Origin of the sequence: Spirosoma aureum (assembly GCF_011604685.1) — a bacterium.
GTDB lineage: Bacteria > Bacteroidota > Bacteroidia > Cytophagales > Spirosomataceae > Spirosoma > Spirosoma aureum.
On record NZ_CP050063.1, the window covers coordinates 544,343 to 570,477 of the forward strand.

At 46.5% G+C, this 26,135-nt stretch carries 16 protein-coding genes and 2 pseudogenes; 7 read left to right on the forward strand and 11 right to left on the reverse strand.

Annotation, left to right across the window (positions count from 1 at the left end):
• Positions 1–23 precede the first annotated feature (23 nt).
• Positions 24–230: pseudogene (locus G8759_RS35760) on the reverse strand (sensor histidine kinase); the annotation flags it as partial.
• A 54-nt stretch (positions 231–284) separates the two neighbouring features.
• A pseudogene (locus G8759_RS36275) lies at positions 285–791 on the reverse strand (PAS domain-containing protein); the annotation flags it as partial.
• 108 nt (positions 792–899) lie between these two features.
• Here G8759_RS36275 and G8759_RS02230 point away from each other — a divergent pair.
• Positions 900–2,519 (forward strand): PQQ-dependent sugar dehydrogenase, encoded by a 1,620-nt coding sequence (locus G8759_RS02230; RefSeq protein ID WP_167204808.1) that lies wholly within the window; start codon positions 900–902, stop codon positions 2,517–2,519.
• A gap of 1,311 nt (positions 2,520–3,830) precedes the next feature.
• Positions 3,831–7,901 carry an FG-GAP-like repeat-containing protein gene (locus G8759_RS02235; RefSeq protein WP_167204810.1) on the forward strand — a complete coding sequence of 1,357 codons (4,071 nt, stop codon included), beginning with the start codon at positions 3,831–3,833 and terminating at the stop codon, positions 7,899–7,901.
• 155 nt (positions 7,902–8,056) lie between these two features.
• Here G8759_RS02235 and G8759_RS02240 read toward each other — a convergent pair whose 3' ends face one another.
• Positions 8,057–8,575: a hypothetical protein gene (locus G8759_RS02240; protein WP_167204812.1), complete on the reverse strand. Its 519-nt coding sequence runs from the start codon at positions 8,573–8,575 to the stop codon at positions 8,057–8,059.
• A 273-nt stretch (positions 8,576–8,848) separates the two neighbouring features.
• Between G8759_RS02240 and G8759_RS02245 the strand changes: the two genes are divergently transcribed.
• Positions 8,849–9,058: a hypothetical protein gene (locus tag G8759_RS02245; protein ID WP_167204814.1), complete on the forward strand. Its 210-nt coding sequence runs from the start codon at positions 8,849–8,851 to the stop codon at positions 9,056–9,058.
• Between the two features lie 135 nt (positions 9,059–9,193).
• Here G8759_RS02245 and G8759_RS02250 read toward each other — a convergent pair whose 3' ends face one another.
• The 4 genes from G8759_RS02250 to G8759_RS02265 form a co-directional block, all read right to left on the reverse strand.
• Entirely contained in the window at positions 9,194–9,589 is a 396-nt protein-coding gene (locus G8759_RS02250) for a hypothetical protein (RefSeq protein ID WP_167204816.1), read from the reverse strand.
• A 61-nt stretch (positions 9,590–9,650) separates the two neighbouring features.
• Entirely contained in the window at positions 9,651–10,517 is an 867-nt protein-coding gene (locus G8759_RS02255; protein WP_167204819.1) for a DUF4190 domain-containing protein, read from the reverse strand.
• A 168-nt stretch (positions 10,518–10,685) separates the two neighbouring features.
• Positions 10,686–11,321: a response regulator transcription factor gene (locus G8759_RS02260; RefSeq protein WP_167204821.1), complete on the reverse strand. Its 636-nt coding sequence runs from the start codon at positions 11,319–11,321 to the stop codon at positions 10,686–10,688.
• Between the two features lie 70 nt (positions 11,322–11,391).
• Entirely contained in the window at positions 11,392–13,320 is a 1,929-nt protein-coding gene (locus G8759_RS02265; protein ID WP_167204823.1) for an ATP-binding protein, read from the reverse strand.
• A gap of 246 nt (positions 13,321–13,566) precedes the next feature.
• Here G8759_RS02265 and G8759_RS02270 point away from each other — a divergent pair, with 246 nt between their 5' ends.
• Both G8759_RS02270 and G8759_RS02275 read left to right on the forward strand, forming a co-directional pair.
• Positions 13,567–15,150, forward strand: a complete 1,584-nt coding sequence (locus tag G8759_RS02270) for an autotransporter outer membrane beta-barrel domain-containing protein (RefSeq protein WP_167204825.1) — start codon at positions 13,567–13,569, stop codon at positions 15,148–15,150.
• Between the two features lie 713 nt (positions 15,151–15,863).
• Positions 15,864–17,075, forward strand: coding sequence for a DUF6371 domain-containing protein (locus G8759_RS02275; protein WP_232074104.1), 1,212 nt, complete (start codon positions 15,864–15,866; stop codon positions 17,073–17,075).
• 372 nt (positions 17,076–17,447) lie between these two features.
• Here G8759_RS02275 and G8759_RS02280 read toward each other — a convergent pair whose 3' ends face one another.
• The 3 genes from G8759_RS02280 to G8759_RS02290 all read right to left on the reverse strand — a co-directional run bounded on the left by G8759_RS02280 (position 17,448) and on the right by G8759_RS02290 (position 21,575).
• A complete protein-coding gene (locus tag G8759_RS02280) occupies positions 17,448–17,939 on the reverse strand; it encodes a hypothetical protein (RefSeq protein WP_167204827.1) in 492 nt (163 codons plus the stop codon).
• Between the two features lie 55 nt (positions 17,940–17,994).
• Positions 17,995–18,384: a LytTR family DNA-binding domain-containing protein gene (locus tag G8759_RS02285; RefSeq protein ID WP_167204829.1), complete on the reverse strand. Its 390-nt coding sequence runs from the start codon at positions 18,382–18,384 to the stop codon at positions 17,995–17,997.
• Positions 18,385–20,108: 1,724 nt separating this feature from the next.
• Complete coding sequence (locus tag G8759_RS02290; RefSeq protein ID WP_232074105.1) at positions 20,109–21,575, reverse strand: gliding motility-associated C-terminal domain-containing protein; 1,467 nt, start codon at positions 21,573–21,575, stop codon at positions 20,109–20,111.
• A 517-nt stretch (positions 21,576–22,092) separates the two neighbouring features.
• Between G8759_RS02290 and G8759_RS02295 the strand changes: the two genes are divergently transcribed.
• The gene (locus G8759_RS02295; protein WP_167204833.1) at positions 22,093–22,644 is read left to right on the forward strand and encodes an RNA polymerase sigma factor; all 552 of its coding nucleotides are present in this window, start codon (positions 22,093–22,095) and stop codon (positions 22,642–22,644) included.
• A gap of 442 nt (positions 22,645–23,086) precedes the next feature.
• Here G8759_RS02295 and denD read toward each other — a convergent pair whose 3' ends face one another.
• Positions 23,087–24,034, reverse strand: a complete 948-nt coding sequence (gene denD, locus G8759_RS02300; RefSeq protein WP_167204835.1) for a D-erythronate dehydrogenase — start codon at positions 24,032–24,034, stop codon at positions 23,087–23,089.
• A gap of 122 nt (positions 24,035–24,156) precedes the next feature.
• Here denD and G8759_RS02305 point away from each other — a divergent pair, with 122 nt between their 5' ends.
• Positions 24,157–25,560 carry a four-carbon acid sugar kinase family protein gene (locus tag G8759_RS02305; RefSeq protein ID WP_167204837.1) on the forward strand — a complete coding sequence of 468 codons (1,404 nt, stop codon included), beginning with the start codon at positions 24,157–24,159 and terminating at the stop codon, positions 25,558–25,560.
• The last annotated feature ends 575 nt before the right edge of the window (positions 25,561–26,135 follow it).

Here is a 26,135-nt window from a genome sequence, read left to right on the forward strand (position 1 = left end):
CGTGGCTGATAGCCGAGGTCCGGCTACACAGGCAAATACACGCTGAAGGTTGCTCCCTGGCCTGGTTGACTACTGGCTGTGATGGCTCCGCCATGATTCGTAACCACCTTCTCGCAAATAGCCAGACCGATACCTGATCCGGCAAACTGACTCCTTCCATGTAGTCGTTGAAAGACCTGAAAGATGCGATCCAGATACTTTTCATCAAAGCCTACACCGTTGTCGATCACTAACTTACCGGCCTCGCTAAAATAGGCGTGTCCCTGAAAGCGTACCCAGCGCAGTTGGCCATCATCGGCTCCCAGGGTGCGAAAGGTCTGATCATAGACTCCATCTGACTCGGGGTTCATCGCCCAGTTTAAAGCTTTATTAACCTGGTCAACATCCTCGGGATGGATATGCTGAACGGCCTCTTGATAAGTCACTATAAGATCTTTGCCCAGACCAAACAGCTCGCGGCAGCGATCATCCCAGTGGACGTGGTTGGTTTGGGAGTCCACTTCCCAAACCCCTAGCCCGGCCGCTTGTAGAGCGGAATGTGCATCCAGACGCTCACCGGGCGTCTTCTTGTCAAAAGGCTTGTCGGAGCCAGTCATGCTTACGAGTAAATATATCGATAAGAAAGAACGCAGGGGTAACATACAAAAAAGACTAAATAGGTAGGAAAAATGTTCTTGTCGGGTAGATTGTGATCTCCGTACCACATAGTATTCAGCGGTTACTGAATGAGTCGAACAAGGCCGGTTCATCGAAGCAATGCCAGCCAACGGAGAATGGATGATCAATACCATAGGTTCTATATTAAGTATATATACTACTTTTTTAATAAACAATAAGATAAAAACTACAGTTTAATTTCCTGGTACTGACAGTTTTAAGAGACTTTATCCGAAAATTTTATGAAAATTATTTACAACTGGATTGACCATCGCGTCAATCGGAGCAAGCTGCATGCTACTTATTCTAAAAGCGCAGGGTTACTTGCCGTTTTTCTAGTTCTATTTTTTGTTGAAAGGCTACAAGCTCAAACCTTTCCGACCGGCTTTAGCCAGGTGCAGGTAGTCAATGGTATTAGAAACCCGACCGCTATGGTGTTTGCTCCAGACGGTCGGGTGTTCGTTACCCAGCAAGGAGGTGCCTTACGTGTCATTAAAAACGGAAGCTTATTGACTGCTCCTCTTGTGAAATTGACCGTTGACTCGACCGGTGAACGGGGTCTTATCGGTGTTGTATTGGATCCTGCCTTTTCAACAAATCAATACATCTATCTCTATTATACCGTTCCAGGCACTCCTGCTCATAACCGTATCAGTCGATTTACCGCAACTGGTGATGTCGTTGTGTCGGGCAGTGAGACGGTGATTTTGGATATAGACCCCTTAAGTGGAGCCACCAATCACAATGGTGGTGCCATGGGTTTCGGAAAAGACGGTAAGCTCTACGTCGGCATAGGAGAAAATGCGTTTCGGGATAACGCACAAAACCTGGATACTCATCTCGGTAAGATTCTTCGTATTAATCCCGATGGGAGCCCACCTGCCGATAATCCGTTTCCCACTGGAACTAATCAGCGTAAACTAGTGTGGGCCTATGGTTTACGTAACCCTTATACGATTGCCATTCAGCCTGGAACGGGGAGGGTCTTCGTTAATGACGTTGGGGAAGGGTCATGGGAGGAAATTAACGAAGCCACTGCTGGAGGGCTGAATTTTGGCTGGCCGGACGCCGAAGGAACAAGTACCAATTCAGCCTTTACCAATCCTGTTTATGCTTATCCGCATGGGACGGGTGACGGTAAAGGATGCGCTATTACGGGCGGCACCTTTTTCAGTCCAGTCAGTACGAACTATCCCTCCAATTTAATTGGTCGCTACTTTTATCAGGACCTCTGTAATAACTGGATAAACAACATTGACCTATCTGTTACCCCTGCCGGACGATCTGCCTTTGCCACCAGTTTACCCGGCAATTCACTGAGTATGTTAACGGGTCCTGATGGTAATCTTTATTATCTGAGCCGGAATACCGGTGCACTCAATAAAATAATATATACACCCTCAACCCCTGACTTAACGCCTAATTTACTTTTGCCACAAGCTAACTTCCCTGCCGGGAGCAGTGTCGCTAACTTTGTGGTAGGGATTTATGAAGGAAATGGATTTCCAACCTCGAGTGGCAACGTAGTGATCACCCTTACAGCTCCTATTGGTTATTCACTCGCTTTTAACCCTTCCATTACCAGTATCACTATCTCGGGCGGTACGGGAAGTCCAACAACAGTGACGAATACGAGCTGGACCGTGACCAGTTCACAAAACAATCAGATTTCATTAGTGATGAAATCTGGCCAGTTCATCGGAGCCGGTGGCAATGTAAATATTGGTTTTAGCCTCACTCGAACCAGTGCTAACTCAAATAGTGCGGCTAACCTTACTGTTAGTGTCGCTGATGATGCTACCAATGCCTATGATAGCAATATAACGAATAATATTTATGCTCGTATCATTACGGCACTTTAAAACTAAAGCCAGTACTTAGTAGGAGAGATCAAGTAGGAGCCTCTTGGCATTGGTAATGGCTTTGCCGGCTTTACTAGTAATGGCTCTTCTTGCAAACGGTGTACCACGCCTCAGCCGAAAAATGGACAGATGCGCCCACAAAGGAAGCTTTTAGTCCCTTTGTGGGCACTGAAAATAGGACGGAAATTTAGCTACGACCATTAGTTTTATTTCTTGCAAATCCCCCTCAGGCATATACCTGGGTAACCTTCATCGTATAAAATATACGCTCAAAAAAGGGGGGAGGGGTATAATAACGGACAGAATAAATGTAAAGGTTAGATAACTCTATTTTGTCGGGTCGGTCAGGGCATTTGTTCAATTCGCCTGATTGCCAGTGTTGCCGATATTGGCCACGGTCGAAGCGATTGGAAATTATAATGAGGCAACCCTCATCTATAAGTATGGGCTATCAAATATGCCCTAACCGTAAAGATCAATTCTGATTACCAGTTAGGTTTAATTTGCTGTTGAGACTAAACAGAAGCCGGCCGGCAGCTCCATAATTAATCCGAAGAACCTGCCCCGTGTAATCATACAGGTAGTTCATGGATAAACAGATGGTGTAGAGGTGTTGCGGTGATCGGCAGAAAAGTAAGCTATGACTAAGCTAATTTTAACCCCTTGAAAATAGCTTAGCCAACTAATATTCCAGGGTCGAAAGCTATCAATATGGAGACATTTTCAGATACACCAGACTTTTATGTAAGCTGTAGTGCAAGCTGACGGAGAAGTTGGCCTACATCCCGCAGCAACTGATTGACGAAATGGCCAACGTATGTCGGCTACGTTCGTTGCTGGCTGCTTGAACCCCCGATGGGTATAAACCTTCTGGTAAGTTTTTGTTAGAGCGTCTGTCTCAGAGTTGAGTATGATCCTTTCTGGGCGTAAACAACCTTAAAACGTGGATAAAGGTGAATGCCTGGTTTCGATGAGATCGGGCGTTTTTATAATTCCGCAAGAAATAACATCTGTAATTTTCCGAATGAACGTATAGGTATATTTCCTAAGTATTTAGGAAAATTAATATGTACGACATCTAATAAGAAATTATTTACGTATATACCCCTGATTTTGTGTCTGATATACGGAAATCATGCCTTTTTATTCACCATTCAACCCCTTCTCTTTAACGTATGTATCCAACCTCACTTCTTGCTCCTGCTGGCAGGGTACTTTCCTAAGCCAACAATTTCCAGGATTGGCCGCTTTGGCGCTTCAGGTCTACATTCCATTAATTCCTGTTCTCTTTAACTCAATCTATTTTACTTTATGGCCTCTTTTCTACCGTTTGTTTATCGTCAGCGGCTGATGACCGATTGCCGGACACAAGTGTTCTGGCTGGCTTGTTTACTAGGGGGTGGGTTCTTAATAACTCCCTCCAGGCTTGTTGCCCAATGCTTTCTACCCGCTACCAATTATGGAGTAGGCAGCCAACCCCGATCGGTGACGGTGAGAGATGTCAACGCCGATGGTTTTCTTGATCTCATTTCAGCTAATAATTCTAGTAACAATGTTTCCGTGCTGTTGGGGAAAGTAGATGGAGGGTTTGCGTCAGCGATTAACTACCCGGTAGGGAATAATCCGCGATCAGTAGTGGCCGGGGATGTGAATGGAGATGGACGACCCGATCTCATTACGGCCAATACTACCGGTAACAATGTATCGGTGCTGCTGGGAAATGGAGCCGGAAGCTTTGCGGCTGCCGTCAATTTCCCAGTGGGGACTGCACCTTCTTCAGTAGCGATGAGTGATATCAACGCCGATGGTCATCCAGATCTCATCACGGCCAATACTACCAGTAACACGGTGTCGGTACTGCTGGGAGATGGAGCCGGAAGCTTTGCGGTTCCTGTGAACTATCCAGTAGGGGATTCTCCATTTTCGGTCTGTGTGGGGGATGTCTATGGAGATGGTAAAATCAGTATAGTCACGGCGAATGGTTTTAGTGACAACGTATCGATACTCCCTGGACAGGGGGATGGAAGCTTCCGTCCGGCAGTAAACTGGGCCGTTGGGAGCGGGCCTACCGGCGTAGTATTGAGTAATATCAACGGCGATTTCAATCCCGATATCATCACCGCCAATTCAATTGATAATTCCGTAACGGTACTGCGTGGGCAACTTGGAGGAGTCTTTGTGAGAACCAACTACCCCGTTGGGAATGTGCCTTTTAGTGTGACGGTGAGTGATGTCAACGCCGATGGTTTTCTTGATCTCATTTCAGCTAATAATTTTAGTGACAATGTATCGGTGCTGCTGGGAAATGGAGCCGGAAGCTTTGCGGCTGCTAGCAATTACGCTGTAGATAATCAACCTAATTTTGTTGTGGTCAGTGATCTTAACGCTGACGGTCGTCCCGATATCATTACCGCCAATGGGGGCAGTAACAATATCTCGGTGCTATATGGCAGTACGCCGGTAGTCATCACCCAGCAGCCTGCCAGCAGTGCCACCGTAGCGACCGGATCCAATTTGCGGGTACCGGTGGGCATCAGTGGAACCCCTACCAGCCTGCAATGGTATAACCAGACCGGCATTGTCAGCGGGCAGACCTCAGCCACCCTCACGCTCAATAGTGTTAACATTAGCCAGAGTGGCAGCTACTCACTCGTCGCTACCAGTGGCTGCAACTCGCTGACCACCAATGCCTTTGCCCTGACCGTAGTTAACCCACCTTCGGCCCCGACGGTCATCACACCAGCCAATGGTGGGGTTTTCGCCGACAACACGCCCGAGTGCAGCGGAACGGCTCCAGCCAACACTACAATCTTGGTTTATATCGATAACGTCCTGAGCGGCACGACTACCGCTGGCCAGACCGGTAACTGGACCTATTCGCCGACTACGCCCCTGACCGAGGTGGTGCATACGGTTCATGCCATCGCCCAGCTCAATGGCCTCAATAGCGTCTTAAGCAACACTAACTCCTTCCGAATTGACACCACCCCTCCCGAAACCTCCTTTTCGACGACTCCTCCCCTGATTACCAATAGCACCTCGGCCGTGTTCAGATTCTCCAACTCGGAAGGCGGCTCTACTTTCCAGTTTAGTCTGGATGGGAGTGAATATGAACAGATATCCTTTAGTAACCAGCCCTATTCCAGGCTGCTCGAGGGCGAACATACCTTCCGGGTCCGGGCTGTCGATGTAGCGGGTAACGTGGACCCTACGCCAGCCACCTACACCTGGACAATCGACACCACTCCACCCAGCGTTTCGATCACCTCTTCAGCGGGGCCATCGGGTAGTAGCATCACCGGACCAGTGACGTTGACCATCGCCTTCTCGGAGGCCGTTACCGATTTTGTGCTCAGTGATATCTTTGTCGATATAGCCACCCTGGCTGACCTGATAACTATGGATAATATCACCTACACGGTGACGCTCACTCCGACCAGTGCTGGTAGGATCAATGTGGGCGTACAAGAGGAACGGGCTCAGGACGCGGCCGGCAACCCCAACTTAGCTTCCTTCGTCTACGCCCTGCAATACACGCCCGGTCCCAGCCTGAGTGGCTTTGCGCCACTGAGCGGGACCCTTTGCACGGGTAGCCCCCTGACGTTCACCGCGACTGTGGGCAACCTGACAGGGGCTTATACCTACACGCTGACCAATGGGCAGGACACGCCGACGATAGGGAGCTCGTCAACCGGTGCTTTTCAGCAGACCCTGACCGCTTCTGGTTCGGGATCACAAAGCTATACATTGACGGTAAGCGCTAATGGAGTGAATGCTTCGGCCAGCACAACCGTTCAGGTGAATCCGTTGCCCCAAGCGAATCTGCAAAACAATGGACCCATCACCTGTGCTCAGACCAGCGTGACCTTAACGGCGAATGGAGGAAGCACCTACAGCTTCAGTGGCCCTTCGGGTGTGATCGCCAGTTTGGCCAACACGGCTATCGTCAACCAACAGGGCGTTTACTCGGTAACGGTAGTCGCCAGCAGTGGCTGCTCGGCGACGGCGACGACCACGGTTAGCAGTAACACGGCGCTGGCAGCGCCAAGCCTGCAAGCCTCGGCTACCTCGACGTCTAACCAGCCCATCTCGGTCACGGCCAGTGGTTGTGGGGGTACCATCAACTGGTTCCCACAAGGCGGAGCGGGGCAGGCCACGGGCAACATCTATACCTTCAGCCAGCCCGGCAACTATACCCTGACGGCTACTTGTTCAGTAGGCAGCTGCACCAGTCCCCAAGCCAGTCCGGTAAGCTTGCAGATCCTGCCAGGTGGTTTTGCCATTACCAAAGTGACGATGGTCAACTGTACGCTCATCGATGAAGCCAAGGGTGGCTATCAGGTCCAGTTTACCCCTCAGTACACAGGGCAGAACAGTAATCCCATCAGCTTCTCGGTAGTCAATGAGATGCCCACCACGACAGCCCCGGCACCCTATTCGCTCAAGCTCTACAACGACAATCCGGTCATCACCCTGGTAGCTAATCAGGCCGGTAATCCTGAAGCGCGCTTTGCCTACAACTGGCTGGCTTCCTGCCAGACGGGCAACAACCCCAGCAGCCCGCCCACCACGAGTGGTATTCCCAACCAGACCATTCTGGTAGGACAAGCCTATCAGTTGCAACTGACCAACTACTTCTCGGACCCTGATGGTCAGTCACTGACGTTCTCGGCTACGGGCTTACCTGCGGGCTTGAGTCTCACGGGTAGTCTGATCAGTGGTACACCCTCCACTTCGGGTGTGAGCAGTGTTCAGATAACCGCTCTCGATCCGGGTGGTTTGCCCGCTCAAACCAGCTTTCAGCTGACGGTAAACCCCATGCCCAGCACACCAGCCGGTTTTACGATTGTGGGTGTATCGACGGTGAGTTGTGAGGTAGTGAGTGCAGGTCAGCGTCGGGTAACCTTTACGCCCCAATATGGCGGAGTAGACAATTCGCCCATTAGTTTTTCGGTGGTCAATGAGATGCCGGCGACCATCAATCCAGGGCCCTATAGTCTGAATCTGTATACCGACAATCCAAGCATTACCCTGAGTGCAAAACAGGGCGCTACAACGGCAACCTATCTGTATAACTGGCTGGCGGTCTGCACGGCTCCCACCCGAGTGGGGGTGGCCGAAGCCGGAGCGGGTTTACAGGTGACTGTATTGGGCAATCCGGTGGAGGGTAAATCCGTCGAGGTTGAAATTCGAGGGATAGCGGGTCAGGCCGTGCAGTTGAATCTGGTGGACATGCAGGGTAAAGTCCTGCATCAGCAGCGTCTTGAGGAAGCGGCTTCGCTGGAGCGGGTGAGTGTGCCCATTGGTACGGGTAAGGGAATAATCCTCTTGCACGTCAATACGACTACCGAGCACCAGCAAGTGAAGTTATTGAAGCCATAGTGTATATTGATGTACTATCGAAAAACGCCCGGCCAACTTGTGACCGGGCGTTTTTATTTGGGCTTACCTGATGGGCGTTTGTCCCGGTGATGTCAAAACGGATTTTCTACCTGAAAACCTGACTTTTCCTCTTCTTTAGAAAGCAGGAGCCGCTATTACGCATCAGGCGTAGCCGAAGTGGGCGGGTTAGACTCAAAAATGCGGTTAAGCAGCCGACGGGCTATAACTGCTTCAAAAGCGAAGCCACCCGTGAATAGCAGGTAGAGAAAGGCCATCACCTGAAAAGGTGTTTTAAGGGCTTCATCGAAATGGCCAATAGTGATGAAGCGATAGACAAATGAAACCAGAAAGGGAAGTGCGCATAAACATAATACAATGCCAATGATCAATATAATCGGATGGAGAGTCATAACGATACGAATCTGTAAGCCCCTTTGAGTAGGCAGAAAATGACCATAAATTGTGGGTAAAAATGAGTTTTTGTAATGAATGATCCGCTCAATACAGAAGTCATTGTTCGAAACGATTCCCCTAAACTCCTGTGAACTTGTATCCCAGGAGAAGAAAAACTGTCGTTGGGCCGACGAGACCTCGCTCGAAAGCCTGGTTAGCGCTTCCTGCTGACTCAAGGGAGTGTGGATGATAAATCGCCAGTAGGGGAAAAGTGGTATCATAGTTGTGTAAAAAAGCAGTCAATTCGAGGCCGATTCGTAATCGCTTAGTCGTGACGGCAGACATCTTAAGAAACGCTAGGCTTTATTATTCGAAAAGGTTATGTAGATCATTTGGCCGTTGATTCCGACAGATAGCAGCCAACAACGGTCCTTTTCAAGCGAAAGACCTGATTATGCTAGAACTTCCTACTGGAGAGGTGATTCCATTACCACTATCGATAACTTTCAGGCTTGTTATTTGCTTTATTTATATACGGTAAAATAACAACGGATATGAAAAAGCAAAAAGCACAGAAAAAAAAGGCGGAACTATTTAGCCCGCATTATTCCGGCCTTAATACTGCCAATAAGCACCCATTGGCCAACTCGACTCCTAGAAATGGTATTCTCATGCACATTGACGAACTGAGAAATCGGTTAAGGAGGCTTCAAACAAGATTTGGTGTCGATCCTAGTTTGCTCCCGGAGATTGTTCAGGGGTAATCTTCAGAACCATAAAAAAGGGGCTTGATCTATATGATCAAGCCCCTCAATGTAAAAGGCTGGGTAATTTTCCCGGTGAATTAAATCGAGGTGAGCCTTTATGAGCCAAACAGTTTACGGCTCATAAGAGGGACCTTATTTTTTTGCCGATATTGAAAAACTGCTATTGATATCGGAATAACTCAACGAAAAATTAGTGCCGTCAATTGATCCGATTCGCGTCCCGTTTTCTACAATATCATACGAAGACCCACTTGACTTACTGATGGATACTATCCCACCATCAACATTGGACGTCTGTCCATTATTGGTAATAGAAAACGATATTCCTATTTGATTATCGCTGTCTTTCGTCACATTTACCCGGCCACTAACCCCTGACCTCGGAATCAGGGTTACACCATCATTTACGAAATTGGTAATTTGATAGAGGCCGGCCAGGTCCGGTTCAGGGTCTTTCTTGCCAATTTTTTCAGGCAGACAGGCGCTCACTAGCCATAATAAACAAAGGGCAATCCAAACGTTTTTCATGAGTTGGAGGGTTGATGGATTAAGTTAATTCCGCATCTAGATCAGACGACAGCTAATTCGCCTATAACAGCATGTAGAGCAGGATAACACCGGCCGCTACGATACCCGCAATCATTCCGCCGAGCGCTAATCCTTTCCCTTTAAAACGGGCTGGTTCTTTTCGAATACGCGTTAAACTGAGCGCACCAAACACAATGGCTGCTGCTCCTAACAAAAAAGCACCATAACCCGTCAGAATGGCGAGCCCCCCGGTGGCAATGGCCACAATAGCGAAGGGATCAGTTTTTGGGCCATCATTCTGAGAGTTAGTGGGGCTATCGTACGAGGCCCGACTTCCTCCCGATGAACTGTTATTGGTATTGTACGAATTAGCGTTTGTACTGAAGCGTTCGACGTCGCCATTCGTATATTTTATACTCAGCACATCGCGTTTGGAAATGGTATAGTCAGGACCATCCGGCCGATCACATTTCTTGTATTTAATCTCATTGACACCTATTTCCTTAATCTTGGCCTCAATGACATCGCCACTGCGCAGTACAATCTGGTCGCACTGGGGCGGTACAGTTTTGTTGCGGTGTATCTGCTTACGTTGACCCTGGGAGGGAGTCTGCTCAACTGCGGTTACGGCTGGATGTGAAAGCGTGTTGTCTACTGGTTGTTCCCAGATGGGATTGGTCGTTAAAGGAACATCTTCTTTCAACGAAGCCGTTACCTGAGGCTCAACAGGTGGGTTTACCGTGGGATTAGTGACTGCTATCCGTTGATGGGGTACGCGTGGAGTCGGCGTAAAATAGGCATAAGGAGCGCGCTGGCAGGATGAAAAGCTACCCAGTGCAGTAAGTGCTAGTAGAAGAACGCTTAGCTTATACAGGGATGAAATCCTAACTGGTAGCGATGTAGCCCTTGTTAGAAAGAGTGTTTTCATAACCGATGGAAGATTTTTGAGGTGATTAGCGTCAATCACCGGGGCAAAACTATCGGCCAGTTCCAGGGCTAACAATACTGCATTTGTATGATTTTTTAGGGCGAACCAGAGCGAGAATGAAGCCGAACGATCACATTTAATGCGGGCTACTGACGTGCAAAAGTGCTTTTATTTTCGGCCCCAATGTCTGTTGACGGTAGCTGCCTGAGAGTGTAACTGAAGCTTCTGGTAGATCGTGAAAATGTGTTTGCGCACCATCGGTGAGCTAATGAAAAGGGCATTAGCTACTTCTTTATGGCTGTAGCCTTTCGATAGTCGATCCAGGATTTCGCGCTCACGGGGCGTCAGTACGTCCGGTGTGTTGGGTGTAGTCGTGTAAAGGGAAAACGAATCGGCGGTTTTGCGGGCAATGGTACTGCTCATGGGTGCCCCGCCTTCGTGCAGTTCAATGATGGCGTCGAGAAGTTTGTGAAGCGGGCTCCGTTTGAGAATATATGAGTTTGCACCCGCTTTAAGCGCGTCAAAAACGGTTTCGTCCTCGTCGTACATGCTACACATCATAACCCTGGTAGTAGGGCACAGGTCTTTCAGCTGCCGGACGCAGTCGATACCGTTCATGCCCGGCAGGTCAATATCCATCAGGACAACGTCGACACAATGGGGCGGTAAATAAGCGAGTGCCGACTCCGCATCCTCGAATGTAGCCTGAACCCTAAAGCCTTCCGCCCCATCGACCAAAATAGCTAATGACTGTCGTATCGGCTCATTGCCATCTACGATAGCCACAGTAATGGGTATTTTCATCCGGCAATAATGGCCCTTTTCTCTCGTCGGTAAAATACTTCATTTGTAGTATTTTATCGGCTATCTCCGGTCAGTATGGATACATGATTTTTACGCACGTACCCTCCGGCGAAGACTCAATCGCGAAACTGCCTCCCGACTCGCTCATTCGATTTTGCATATTCCCCAACCCGTTTCTGAATCGTGTACGCTCGTTCTGAACAAACCCCAGCCCATTGTCAACTACCTCAATGACTAACTGATTGGCTTCTGGCCGAATAAGGAGTGAAACCTGAGTCGCCTGAGCATGTTTGACCACGTTATTAAGTGCTTCCTTAACGGTCAAAAATATATTTCGGCGATCTCCTCCCCGTATGATAACCTCCTGGGGGGATTCGTTAACCTGTGCCCGTAGCAACAAATTCGTGTTGTCGAAAAACTCGCTGGCATAAGACCGGATATAAGCAATCAAGCCATTGAGGTTATCGTTTTTGGTGTTTAACGACCAGATGATCTCATTCATGGAGGTGACCATATCGGATGAGATGCTCGAAATTTTCTCTATTTCGGGAGTGGTGTTGGGACCCATCCGGGTTTTAACCACTTCACTCAGTAGCCCAATGGCCGTTAGAGATGCGCCCAGATCATCATGCATTTCTTTAGATATCCGGAGCCGTTCTTTCTGCTGGCCCTGCAATTCCGATTGCGCCACGGCCAGGGCATGAGCGCGTTCGGCCGCCAGCAGGGCATTCGCGGCCGTGCGCTGACGCTGACGAAAGTATAGATAGGCAAATCCCAGAACAATTACGACCACGATCCCGGCCAAAGCCGCAATTAATAGCCATAAGTTCTGACGTTGCCTTGCCTGCTCTAACTGGTCGATCCGGCGCTGTTTCTCCGCTATCTTCTGTTTAGCTTCTGCCTGGCGAAGTTTTAGTTCATAGCTTTCCAGCAGCTCTTTAGCCTCAATCGATGAGAGCGAATCCTTTGTTTGCATGTACTTATCATACCAGGGAATTGCGCCTTTATAGTCACCCAAGCCCATACTGGTATTGGCATATTCGCGGTAAATATTTCGAAATTCAGATAGTCCCACCTTATGTTGCTTTGCCAATCCATACGCTTTGTCGAGCAAGGGCCTTGCGAGACTAAACTGCTTCATTTCGTTGTAGGTCTCTGCTTTTCCGGCTAGTAAATGCAGCTCCTGAAGAGGGTTGTCCAACTTACGATTCATCTGCAGCGCCCGCTGATAGTAGTAAAGTGATGAATCGAAGTGGGCTTGTTCTTTGTGCAGATTCGCCATGTTTCCGTACAGGCTTATCAAAAAATGCATGTCACTTGTTGGATCGAGCAACGCCTTCGATTTCCGAAAATAGCCCAAAGCCATATTCAGCTGGTTTTGTTTCATGTAAACGGTTGCCATGCTATGATAATCCAAAGCCAGGTCCAGAGCGCTACTTTTTGCTATTAAATCGTACTTGAGTGCGCGGCCGAAATAGTCCAGCGCCTGTGGATAGAGCCTCTCACTTTCGTAAATAAGCCCTAGATTTTGATAAAGAACCGATGCTTTCCGGCGGTTCTTATGGGCCAGCATGAAAGGAGCCGCCTTTTCGAAGAACTTAATCGCTTCTTTGTTTCTGCCCTGGGATTTAGCCGACTGGGCCAAGGCAAAATAGCATGTACTACGATACTGCTCAGACGTATCCCGTAACGCTTTTTTTAGCGCATCCCCGGCCAGTTTGTAGGATTCATCATGGCGTCCCAGTAAGTCGAGCAGGTAGGCTATCAATCGAATACTTTCAAAATACCCCTTTGTGTACCCGATCTTATTCGCAAATGCAGAAGCCTTCTGGTAATCGCGAAGGGCCACCATAGGTTGCTGTAACTCAATCGCTTCTGCTTTTTTTAACAGGGCCATGATGTAGCTGGTATCAGAAGGATTGGGAACCGACTGACCGAAACTAAGTACATGATTTAGAGTCAGGAAAAGGCTTACGATCAGAAGACATTTGACCAACATACGTATGGTAATTCAGCTAACATTGGATTACAAATATAGAAGGCAGGTTGCTTCGTTTCGTTCAGCCTGATGATTCATACCCACAAACCGGTTGTTTACGCACAATACCCAGAGTAATAGTGCCATATTTCTATATGTCGATCAACAATCCATTACATTCAATGACAATTTGACCACACGAATAGCTGCTTTCATCGATCCTGCCATCCACGCATTTCTTTTGTCAACCTCTCTTTTCGTAATCCTATGCCTAAACTCTACTACCTCTTTTTGCTTGGGCTGAGTAGCCCACTGCTGACGAGCGGCCAGACTAACTATGTCGCTAATAGTCCGAATTCACTATCGCCTGGTACCAGAAACACACTGGTAGGCCCTGGGGCGGGTAATGCAACAATGTCAGGCACCTTCAATGTCTTCGTAGGCTATCAGGCGGGCCTGGGTAACACATCGAGCAATGCCAACTCCTTTTTCGGCTCCTTTTCGGGGACGGCTAATTCAACAGGTTCTAAAAATTCCTTTATTGGGTATGGGACGGGATCGGCCAATACAACGGGGAGTGACAATACATTTGTTGGTTTCACGGCAGGGAATGGGAATACAAGCGGGGAAAGAAATGCCTTTTTAGGGTCCAATGCGGGTTTTAGTACTACAACAGGAAATAATAATGCCTTTATCGGGTACAACGCAGGAAATGCCAATACGACGGGCGCCAATAATACTTTTGTGGGAAATGTGACGGGCCAAAACAATACAACGGGAACAGGTAATGTCTTTATCGGATCCACTTCTGGCGTGAATAACACAACGGGTTACAGCAATCTGGCGTTGGGAACGCTGGCCGGTTACCAGAATAAAACAGGCCATAACAACGTCATGATGGGTGACTCCGCGGGTTTAAACAATCTTGTTTCAAACAATATTTTTATCGGGTCTAAAGCAGGCTATACGAATCAGACAGGCCAGTTAAGTACCTTCGTGGGTTTTCAATCCGGCTACAACGCCGTGGCTGACTCCAATACGTTCGTCGGTTTTCGATCGGGTTATATGACGACCACGGGTAAAGGCAATACGTTCTTTGGTACCGCTTCCGGCCAGCTTAACAGTACGGGTAGCCATAACACGTTTGTGGGTAATAGAGCGGGCCCAGCAAGTAGTAATGTAGATGATAATGTGTATATCGGCTATGCGACTGGCAACCATGACAGTGGTTCCCGGAACACATTTATCGGCACCGGCACCGATGCTATCGCGCATAACCTAACCAATGCTACGGCCATCGGTGCGGGCGCTCAGGTTGCTGTCAGTAATGCGGTTGTATTGGGTAATGAAACCAACGTAGGGATTGGAACGTCGTCTCCTACTGCCCGGCTGGAAATCAATAGTAGCGTGAATCATGATTCTGGTGTTCGCCTGAGTCAGCTGACATCCAATAGCCCCGCTCAACTAGCTTCATACGATAAGCTACTCACGGTCGATGCTACGGGTAAACTGGTTCTAACGCAGGCAGGGCACTACTCAATACGGAGCGTAGCCGAATGGTCGGATAACGTCTTGATGGCAAATTACGAGCTACGCTCACTAGGTGAGGTAGAACACTATATTCAGCTTCATCAACACTTACCGGGTATTCCTTCGGCCGTCGAAGTCGTTGAACAAGGTATTGACGCGGCCAAAATGGATGCCAGACTACTGGCAAAGATCGAAGAACTAACTCTATATAGCATTCAACTAGAGAAGGATAAACAGCAACAGCAGTCTGTGAACCAAAAACAACAAACCGAGATCGACGAATTGAAGCAATTGGTCAAGCAGTTACTGAACAAAAAGTGACCTTGGTGACGAAAGCTGTTCTTGACAAACATCCTTATTTTTTGTAGAATCTGGCTGGAAGTTTTTTGGTTACTTCCAGATTTCCCCTCGTCTCAATAGAGTTATCGACTAACCCATGAATGAAAAAGCCCGGCTACTTGTGAGCTGGGCTTTTTTGTGACTGTGGAATGGGTACAGGCTGTCCCGAATCAGGTATGAGAAACGCCATATCGCATCAGAGACGGCGTTAAGTACTGTACCAAAAATGAAGTTGTTCATACCGGAGCAACTTGCGTCCATATTACCCCCATATTATAGTTTCTGGTCGTAATAAGATCGAAGTATGCTTCCCACAGGTTATCTGCAGCTATTCATTTTTTGTAGATAATCTGTAAAATGGCTGTATTTGGGCATAAGCCTAACCGCTATATGGAATTTTCAGGCTCTAAAAAAACAGCTCTATAGTACGGTTGGTTAAGTAGATAGATTCATTTCTATGCAACCTTCGACATTGCCGATTTCAAGTATGCCGAAGCGGGACTGGCTATCAGCCAGCAGAAAGTACCCGGTATCTAACCTGGCGCAATCGCAAATAAAATGAGACCGGTACCCGGATTTATACACCATTTGCTGAAGCTTGCCGGAGGATGCAAGAGCCCGCCAAATAAGCTTAGAAAACTCTGCCAATTCAACGAAAACCTTATTTTCAAGCCAGAATGGTCTCCTAAAAACAAATGCTTAGTTTTACGTTGATGGATGCCCGTTCGTATCGATATCACCTTCCTCCAAAAGCAATAAAGTCCGATTGCCCTGCCTGTGGACCCAGGCATCGTCGGACGCTAAGCCGTTATGTCGATCGGTTAACCGGTGAACCCTTGCCCGATATCTATGGACGATGCGATCGGGAAACCAACTGTGGTTATCATTTGAACCCCTACCACAAAGAAGCTTCCGGGCTGTCCTATTTTGAGCAGATGAAGGCCCGGAATAGCCTTAGCCCGATACCAAAAATTTGGTTTAAGCAGGCGGCTAAAAAGAAGTTTGAGGGCGGATCGAAGCAGCATATTGTTACCTGGCTTATTCAGCAACAGGGAGCTACCCTTGACCAGGCCGAACGAGTGGCGGCCTTCCTGTTCGATCTGCCCGAAACACGGCCGGTATCGCAGGTAACTTCTCAAAATCAACTCTGTACCATTCCTGAAGAGGTATTGGAGCAATCATTAACGAAGTACGAACGGAATCAGTTTGCCTGGCTCTTACGTCGTCATTTTGGAGATCAGGTAGCCGATGATTTACTAAAACGGTTCCAGATTGGTACGTCGTCCCGTTGGCCGGGGGCCTGTGTGTTCTGGTTCATCGATGAGCTAAACCGCATACGCGGTGGTCAGATCAAGCTCTTTGATGAAACGTTTCATACCGTCAAATACATCATCAAAGAGGGCGAAAAACGCAGCCGAACCAGCTGGGTTCATTCGGCCTATGCCCGACGCTGCGATCAGCAGAACCGGCCTTACCCAGCCTGGCTGACGGCTTATCTGGATGAACGGAACCAGGTTCAGAAGTCGCCCTGCCTGTTTGGCTTACCGCAACTGCTGACAGCACCCCTTCATCAGCCGGTAGCGATTGTCGAAGCACCAAAAACGGCTGTAATCTGTACACCCTATTTCCCCGGCTTTGTCTGGCTGGCTGTTGGAGCGTTATCCTATCTAAATGCAGAGCGGCTGGCACCCTTACGCGGCCGAAAAATAGAGTTATTTCCTGACCTCTCGCCAGACGGGAGTGCCTTTGAGCGTTGGAACCGGGTTGCGGGTGAACTCCTGGCTCAGGGCTTTCACATTACCGTATCCACCTATCTGGAGGACAATGCCACTGATGATGAAAAAATGGCTGGTGCTGACCTGGCGGATTTCCTGCTCGAACCGTGGCAGGGTGGTACCCCTAACTAAAGCCTAGTTGCAGAACTAAAAATCCCTGTCCAGCCAGTAGCCGAACAGGGATGAGAAAAGTTTTCATGATTTATATCCAACTCTATAGAATAGGCAATAATTATGCCACAATAATAGGCATAACTCGCTCATTGCCAAATAAAAATATCAATTTTAATTAATGATGTCACAAAGACTCAGGCTCATTTTTCCAGAGTTATCCACATAAAGCGAGTAGACTGTGGATAACTCTGGAAAGTGCTATAAGAAGGCACTAGCTGAAGCAGATAAGGTATGCTGTCAACCTATAAAACTATTATAGTTGATTATTGCCATTTGTTACGAGGTGGGACAAACGTAAAACAAGGGGAAGCCACAACCGTTCCTGAACAACTATATTGGATCTTTTTGATATTTATACATAATTGCCCCCTGTAGGGCTAATTGTAATTTTCTGGCAAGATCGTCCATATACAAAAAGCCCATTCGCTGTAGAGATGCATGGCCTTTAGTGTAAGAAATGAGAACGCTTTTTTCTGAAACTGATTCGTTTCCTTCGTAACTAGTATCCAGCATCCGACCGGTCAGTTTTACAATTCCTGTATTAACCGACAACTGCCCTTTAAATACATATCCTTTGCCAGCCAGTGTTGAATTGCTCTCCGAACGCATTAACAAAACATCCCCGTCGGCGGTAAAGGAAATATGCTGTGACCGCAGCACTTCAGTGATGCTTTGGTAGGCATCCTTATCCGCCAGATTCGTAGATAAGACAATTGTATTGGCCCCTTTAAAAGGTCCTGACTGTGCCCATGAGCCGATCGAAATGGAGCAAACCAATAAAGCAAGCCAGTAGCTTGATCGTAAATAGAAGAAGTGTTTCATAGAGTTGGGTTAATTGGATTAAAAGGTTACTCGTTGAAGGATTTGGTAATTAAAATCAAGCCAATCGGGCAAACGATGCCGCACTTTCCTTCTGGTTTTGAAGCTGCGCCAGTTTCGCTCGAATGCCCTGCACCCGTCGACGGGCAACCATTACGGGCGCTTCATTGGCTAACATAAATTCCAATGACCGACCATCGAGTCTTTCTATTGACATAATATGACGATGATTGATCAAGGTGGATTTATTGGCTCTTAGAAAGCTGGGTAATTGCTTTTCAAACAGCTTCAGCGTCCAGCTGGAAACAATGGGATACTTTTCTCCAAGGCGATAGATTAAGGTATAGTTACCATAACCTTTGCAATGCGTTATAAGTCCAATAGGGATTGGCTTAACGACTCCCGGAATTTTAATTGTCTGATCGGTTTGGTGTGCTGGCTTATTCATGGATGGTAGTGAATGATAGGAAATTGAGTACTATTAACTAATAATAAGATTCACGCTTGTGGGAAACGCATGGAGAATAAGCTGCTCATGGACAAGCCTATTGCCAACGTTCATGCTAACTTATTGACCAGTAATTGTATCGATTACTGAGCAAGTCTTTTTTTGAAAAAGTCAAATCCAGCGTAGGTGTAAACTAAGACAGCGCTTGTTTTCAGCAGTGCTTCAATGTGCTCGGACGTGTATAATGTTGTATTGCAATAGCTTACGAGTTTCGCTAGTGCTGAAAAGTACCCAAACAGACATATGGTGAAGCTTATAGCTACACCCACAATAAGCAGTCTCTGTCGCATAAAACAGTTAATAGTTGAGGCTTAACTCGTTTCTCTATGAGTAGAGAAGGTAGGCTGGATAAAATTTGATACACAAAATGTTTGCCAGTGGTTTTTACTCAAGTGTGCCTGTCTCCGCCAATTCCATTTACAAACACATGGAAAATGTTGCGAAAAGCCAATCCAGCCCCATTAATTAGTACGTATATAGTATAAAATCCATGTTTTATCCATGGTTTATATGTATCGGTGACGGATTGTATATTTGGGATCTGAGGAGTATTTTCTACACTGACGAAGAAATGTATCTACATACTAAAAATGTATAATTATTTAATTAGTCTAAATTAACGGGTAGTCCTATACGTTTTTGATTAAAATAGCTATTTTCATTCAGCAAATCCAGAAAATCATTGACCTATACGATAGCTAATCTTTTACCTGTTAATGGCTTTTTTGACCACAAGTACAAGGCCTAATCTGTTTTTACTGGTGCTGATTAGGCCCCTTAATGCCAGGCCCTAAAATCACGTTACGACTCGAGCCGGAAAATTCAAAAGGCCCAGACGTCAATAGGGTTTGATTTGTATATATATTTGATAATTAACGGCTTGCATTAATTTTAGTTTACCCATAAGATATTTATGTGCCACAACACATAGGTATATACGCTTATAGCCAAAGTAGTTAAATCGACACGAGCTGTATGGGCTGTCAACTAGTGTGAAGTGTAGTCAATTCAGTGTTTTATCTCTTTTTAGCTAATTGCGTGACCAACTGTTTTAGTTGGCGGATCTCCGCCTGCTGCTGTTGAGTGATTTTTTCAATCGAATGCTATATAAAGTCAATTCTTCTACTTTTTCTAATAACGTGGCTGCATCTTACCGACGTCGACGCCCTGCTTAAAGGCTTGTTCGGCCGATGGAACTCCGGGCAAGTGCTTGTGCCGGTGAATAGAGTGTGCGACTTCATTTAACGACTTTGACTTTTAATCGGCAGCAAAGACTTTATCCGACCTGTCGGCCTCGGTCTTTACGGAGAACCGCCCGGCCTGAGGCAATATAATCTGTCCTGTTAACAGTTAAGACCTTCTCGGTTGTCGTTAATTGAATTGGGCTGTCGGTGGTCATTCGGCTTAAACGTACGCCTGATTCATGGTTCGTTCCACTATTCACCTCCAGACGAGTAGTTGGCGAAGATGCTACCGTAAAGGTGTTACATGAAGTGTTGACAGAATGTGTGAAGAAAGATAAGCTAACCGCAAAATAGTTAACCGTACCGCTTCTGCCAAGTAGTGGTATCTTAATTGACCGATAGATTATAATTATAAAAAAAGTGGTTACAATCGATGAGGGAACTTGACTGATTTTTCGCAAACTTGCTCTTTTAGAGCGCTTAACGAAGCAGACTAATTGATCCTTGTTTTTGCCCGGGTTTCACAACATGATGCTGGCTCAATTGGTATTGAATTCGCCACGTATATACCCCTATCTGGCAAACGGCACCGTTGAAGTAACCATCCCACTGAAAAGGTGCCTGGCTGGTTGTATAAATTAGCTCACCCCACCGATTAAAGATAGAGAGCGAGTTGATCGTAATATCGCCACAACTATACGCTAAAAAAACATCGTTCAATCCGTCTCCATTGGGTGTAAACAAATCAGGTGTGTATAAAACACAGTCGCAGGCACCGTAGGAGATCTCGATAGAGTCTGTAACCGTCGCACATTCATTCTGAACGGTTGCGAAAAAGACTCCAGAGCTATTTACGGTCCTTTCCGGCGTTAGAAATTGGTCTTTCCAGGCAAATTGACCGTTAACGGCAATGGGTTTAATTGTGAACTGCTGAGCGCCACATAGCTCTTTGTCTGCTCCTAAATCTAGCTGTGGTGGCTCAATGTAGCGAACCCGGATGCTATCCGTAACGATGCAGTTCGCCTGTGTGACCCGAACACTATACTGGCCAGCCTGCGTAACCAGAAATGTATTTTGCGAAGACCCATCCTGCCAGTAATCCCTGGAAGCTAAATGCGGGGGGACTTTCAGCGTAAGCGTTTGGCCATTGCATAGGGTAGTATCGGGGCCCAGATCAAAATCAAGAGCATAGTCAATCGAAATTGTATCGTGCAGAATTTTACAGGCGGTCGTTACTTTAACGAAGTAGGTTCCTGGCTTTTTTACCAGCAGTGTAGGCTGGGTGCTGCCGTCATTCCAAAGATAATCGGTAGCACCGGGCGTTTGCGCATTAAGCCGATAGGTACTGTTTTTACCGCATAAAGTTGTATCCCTGCCTAAATCAAGCTTGATCGGTACAAGTAGAATATCATCAACGAAAAGGTAATAAAAGCCTAATAAAGGCGGTTCTTTGTAGAAGCTTCCAATGGTTGCATATTGTTCTCCTCCTCGCGCGCTGATAGTGCCTGATACTTGCTGCCACTTCAAGGCTGGGGTGCTGGTTGTGAGATGACTATCAATAAATTGCGGATTGACGCTGAGTAAATCGGTTGTTGCCGTTTGAATAGGCTGAGCAGAAAAATAAGCGCCGAGCGTCTGGGTAAGAAACTTACTCGGTGTTTCCAGGGCAATGTACATCTCAAAGTAATAACACTCATTGGCTATTAATGGCTTCAGGAGAGGTACCGACATGTATTCAGACCAGCCCCGATCTAAAAACAGATGCCCTAATCCTTTTCCTGTATGAGGTGGCAAGGCCATCTGTCCAGTCTGAAAACACTCATGATAAAAATCAGGGGTTGCTCTGGTAGGATTATACCAGGGTATTGCTTCGGAAAGAAGGTTGTCCTGGCGAGGGCAGTTTCTATAGCTTTCAAAACTTCCATTTGGAATAAGATTTTGCCCCATAGCACTTATAGTGATAAGTGCTATGGAAAAGACCAACATCCAAACAGGTTTTCCTTTCATATCTTTTGTAAACTATACCTGGGCCTGAATGGGTATCTTTAAATGGTTGAATTAATTATAGCTAAAGTACAGAATTTAACTCAATACGGGTATTGCCCAGAAATGGTTGCTTATACTTAGTTACGCTGGGTCTCCTTGTTGACATTGAAGGGACATAGCCTATCTATCAACTTGATATATAGCTTAATAAAACTACCGATTAATAAATTTAAATACTTGATTCTTAATTTTTTTAAAAACTGATTTTTATTCTTTCTGGAAACATAAAAGTACTTTGCTAATACTTTATGATACTTTATTAATAAATAGTTAAAACAATAATCGTATATAATGTACTTACAATAGGTGTATAAACACATTTTGATGTGTAACCACCATTTGACTTAATAAATCCAGGTTATATTTGTTATCGTAAACTATACGTACCCATACTTGAAAAGTTATTTACGCACTTCTTATGAGAAAGGCTAAACTAGCCGATGAGCAACTGGTAAAACATTACCAGGATACCAGTTCAGATGATTCCTTTGAGATGCTTTATAGTCGATACGTCGGCAAAGTCTATCAAAAATGCCTGTCTATTACTAAAGATTCCGAATCGGCCCAGGACTACACACAGGACATTTTCATCAAAGTATTTAATAAGCTAGATACCTTTCAGAACCGGTCGACATTTTCGACCTGGCTATATTCGGTTTCGCACCATTATTGCCTGGATCAGCTCCGCTTAAATAAGCGACTCAGCACCGAAACATTATCGGATGATGTTATTAATGGTGTATCGGAACCTGACTCTCCCGAATCAGTAGATAATCAACTCCAATTGCTGGAAGGGGTAATGAGTGAATTATCAGCTGAGGAAGTGAAATTACTGCGTCTGAAACATGAGCAGGGATTATCCATTAAAGAGATAAGTCATCAATATAACATTTCGGAGAGTGCCGTGAAGATGCGCTTAAAACGCACACGAGATAGGCTACAGGAGTTGTACCTGCGTTATTATTCGTAAATGAAATATGGCCATACTAAAGGTTCTACAGGATGGCCTCTAAGCTATTGATCTGTGGTGGTACACCTCGGAGCGAAAGTCCTACAATATAGATAATTCGCAAAAAACGTCAGCTCTAGCAAAGCTGACGTTTCCTATAACCTTTATGAGAAGAAACCTACAGGCTTCCGAAATAAAGAAGCTGTAAACCAGCCTGATGTTGCATGGCAGCCATGCATTTAGTACCAGCGGACAGGTTTGGGGATAAACGGTAATAAGTTTGAACAAAATTGGGTTCGTTACTGGCTGAATAAAGTGGATTCCTGTACACAAAATTTTTCAAAAGCGGTTCAGTTTCCGGTCATGAAAAGCCGGTAGTTTATTGCCGACGGATTACCGGAAAAATAAGGACAAAAGCGGCAATGGTTAGCCCAATAATGGGAACAGAAAGATTGGACATTAGCTACGCATTGTTCTGAGCGATGAATTGAGTGATAAACTGATCAAAATGGCTGTCTATCGCGAACCCAAGCTCCAGCGCCCTGGTATTGTCCATTACCGTAGGCCAGCTGAGTACGATTGCATTGATAGCCGGATCAGGCTTGAATTGGACCCTGGCCAGCGTTTCTTTATCCGTAACGCGCTCAAGCGATTCCAGCATCTGTTGTACGGTTACACTAATTCCCGGCAGGTTTACCGTGCGCCATCCTCCAAAAACGGCCCCATCCAGAGATGCTCCTTTGATAATATTCTGAATGATCGTATCAGGACTCGACACTAAAACAGGAAGCTCAGGCGCTACGGGACAAATAGCCTCTTCGCCGTTAATGGGCTCCCGAATGATGCTGCTGACAAACGAGGAAGCTGCCAGATTAGGCCGGCCGGGCCGAACGCAAATGGTTGGTAAACGCAATACCCGCCCGTCCACAAAGTTTTTACGGGTATAGTCATTAATCAGCAGTTCCCCAATGGCCTTTTGGGCGCCATAAGACGAATGAGGGGTCACCACGGTTGCTTCATTGACGATAGCTGGCAACGAACCCCCATATACGGCAAGGGAACTGGCAAACACAAACCGAATACCCTGACGTTGATGACGGCATGCCTCCAGGAGCTGCCGGGTAATATCGAGATTTACTTTCCAGCCCAGATCGAAGTCTTTTTCTGCATGACTGCTTACCACGGCAGCAAGATGGAAAATGATTCCGGTTTTAGCTGTGATCAGGTTTTGGGCTTCATCGCCTTCCGAAAGGTCGGCTTGTTGACAAGTGATCCTGGTGTCATTGCCAGGATTAGCTGGCATCACTATATCGACCAGAAGTAACTCATCAAAGATGAATGAACTGTTTAAGAGTGCTTTCGCCAGTCGTTGGCCCAGAAAGCCTGCTCCACCCGTTATAATTAGTTGCATAGATTTAAATCCATAGAAAGTAGGTTTAACCGAAAACCTCCTATTAATTACTGTAAAATCCGAAATTCAACGCGTCTTTTTCAGCTGCTTTCAGACGCAAGGAATGCATAAAAGCTCGAAAAATGTATGTGTCTATAAGTCAGAAAATGGGCCAGTTACCTCCCGATTATAAGGAGGAGATGCTCGCATCCATTCGCGAAGAGTTTAGTGCGAGTGGTAAAACCATTGTGGTGCTCGACGATGATCCTACCGGTACACAAACGTCTCATGATGTAACCGTGCTTACGTCGTGGCGTGTAGGACTGATTGCAGAAGAATTGAAAAGGAAACCGCCAATTTTGTTTATTCTCACCAATTCGCGCAGCTTGCCCGAGAAGGAAGCGGTTGAACTTGCGCACGAAATTGGCTATAACTTAAAAGAAGCTGTTAACGCTAGCGGACGGGAGATTGTCGTTATCAGCCGAAGTGATTCTACATTGAGAGGCCATTTCCCGGCTGAAGTGGATTCTATCGCCAGCATGCTGGACATGACAGAGGCTACAATCGTATTGGTGCCAGCCTTTATTGAAGGCGGGCGATTTACGATTGGTGATGTGCATTACCTAGTTGAAAATCAGGAGTTAGTACCCGTGTCGGATACACCTTTCGCTCACGATGTGGTGTTTGGATACAAGCACGCTGATTTGAAACTATGGGTAGAAGAAAAAACCAAAGGACGGGTAAAGGCAGCGGATGTGGGCTCCCTATCAATTGACGATATCCGGGTGGGTGGGCCGCAGGTAGTTAAGGAAAAATTGATGGCCTGTGCCAACGGGTCGATTTATATTGTCAACGCTGCCAGTTACCGGGATCTGGAGGTCGTTGCAATGGGCTTGATATGGGCAGAGAAGTCGGGGAAAAAGTTTCTATACCGCAGTTCGGCAACGTTGGTTCCTATCCGGGCTGGTATGGAGAGCGGTAAAATTTTTTCTCCCCCCAAAGAGGCCACAAATTCTGTCAATGGAGCACTCGTTGTGGTAGGATCGCATGTTCCTAAAACAACCAGCCAGCTTAACTGGCTTCTGAAAAATGGCAACTATCAATCCATCGAAGTGAATGTAGCAGAGATCCTGCAATCAGTAGAACCACAGTTGGAGGCAACAGCAATTAGCCGACAAACGGATGAGTGGCTTTCTGCCGGAAAGAATGTGGTGATTCATACCAGTCGCCAGTTAGCGGTAGGTACTGATTCTGAAAGTAGTTTGCGAATCAATGCTTCGGTTTCCGATTTTCTGGTCAATATCATGAAAAGCCTTACGGTCCGGCCGAAATTTATTGTGGCCAAAGGAGGAATTACCTCCAGTGATCTGGCATCCAAAGGGCTTTCTTCAGAAAAAGCGGTGGTTCTTGGAGCTGTAATTCCTGGGGTTCCGGTCTGGCAAATGGATAGGGAGAGCAAATTTCCGGGGATTAAGTATGTCGTTTTCCCCGGTAATGTTGGCGATGAAGCCGCGCTGGATGAGGTATGCCGGAAGTTAGCGGGTTAATGTTCATCTAGTGCCTTTCTGCCTGAGTAAAAACAACCCGGCTCTAGCGACCGGGCGTTTTGATTTACCCATCTTTGATTTATGTAATTCTAATCGTTGTAATTCGCGGAATCGAGCAAAAGTGTCTTCGTAAAAAAGCAGAGACTTTTGCTATACAGAGTTCTACAAATCAGTACGTTAAAAGTTGCGGAAGGGTTGCGTTGCTAAAAAAATAATTGATAACGATATCGTGTGTATAGCCTTTTCGCATGAATTCAACAAAAAGCACCGGCCTCAATGTGTGCCGGTGTTTGTGCATATAACATAGTTGATTTCTCTGGGCAGCAGTTGATTTGCGCCTTATTGATGAATACGTGGAGAGCTTACCCGTCGTTGCAAAAAAAATATAGGATAGTAGGTAGTAGTAAAGTCTTTAGTCGTAGGCAGGGGAAAGCAATGACAGCCGTAATAAAAACGCCGACTTCATCATGAGTCGGCGTTTCCTTATTCCACCAAGTAAAGAAGCAAATTACTAAAAATAAGCTCAATAACAGTGGGTTAGCTTCTTTTTAATGGCAACTTAATAACCGATGATC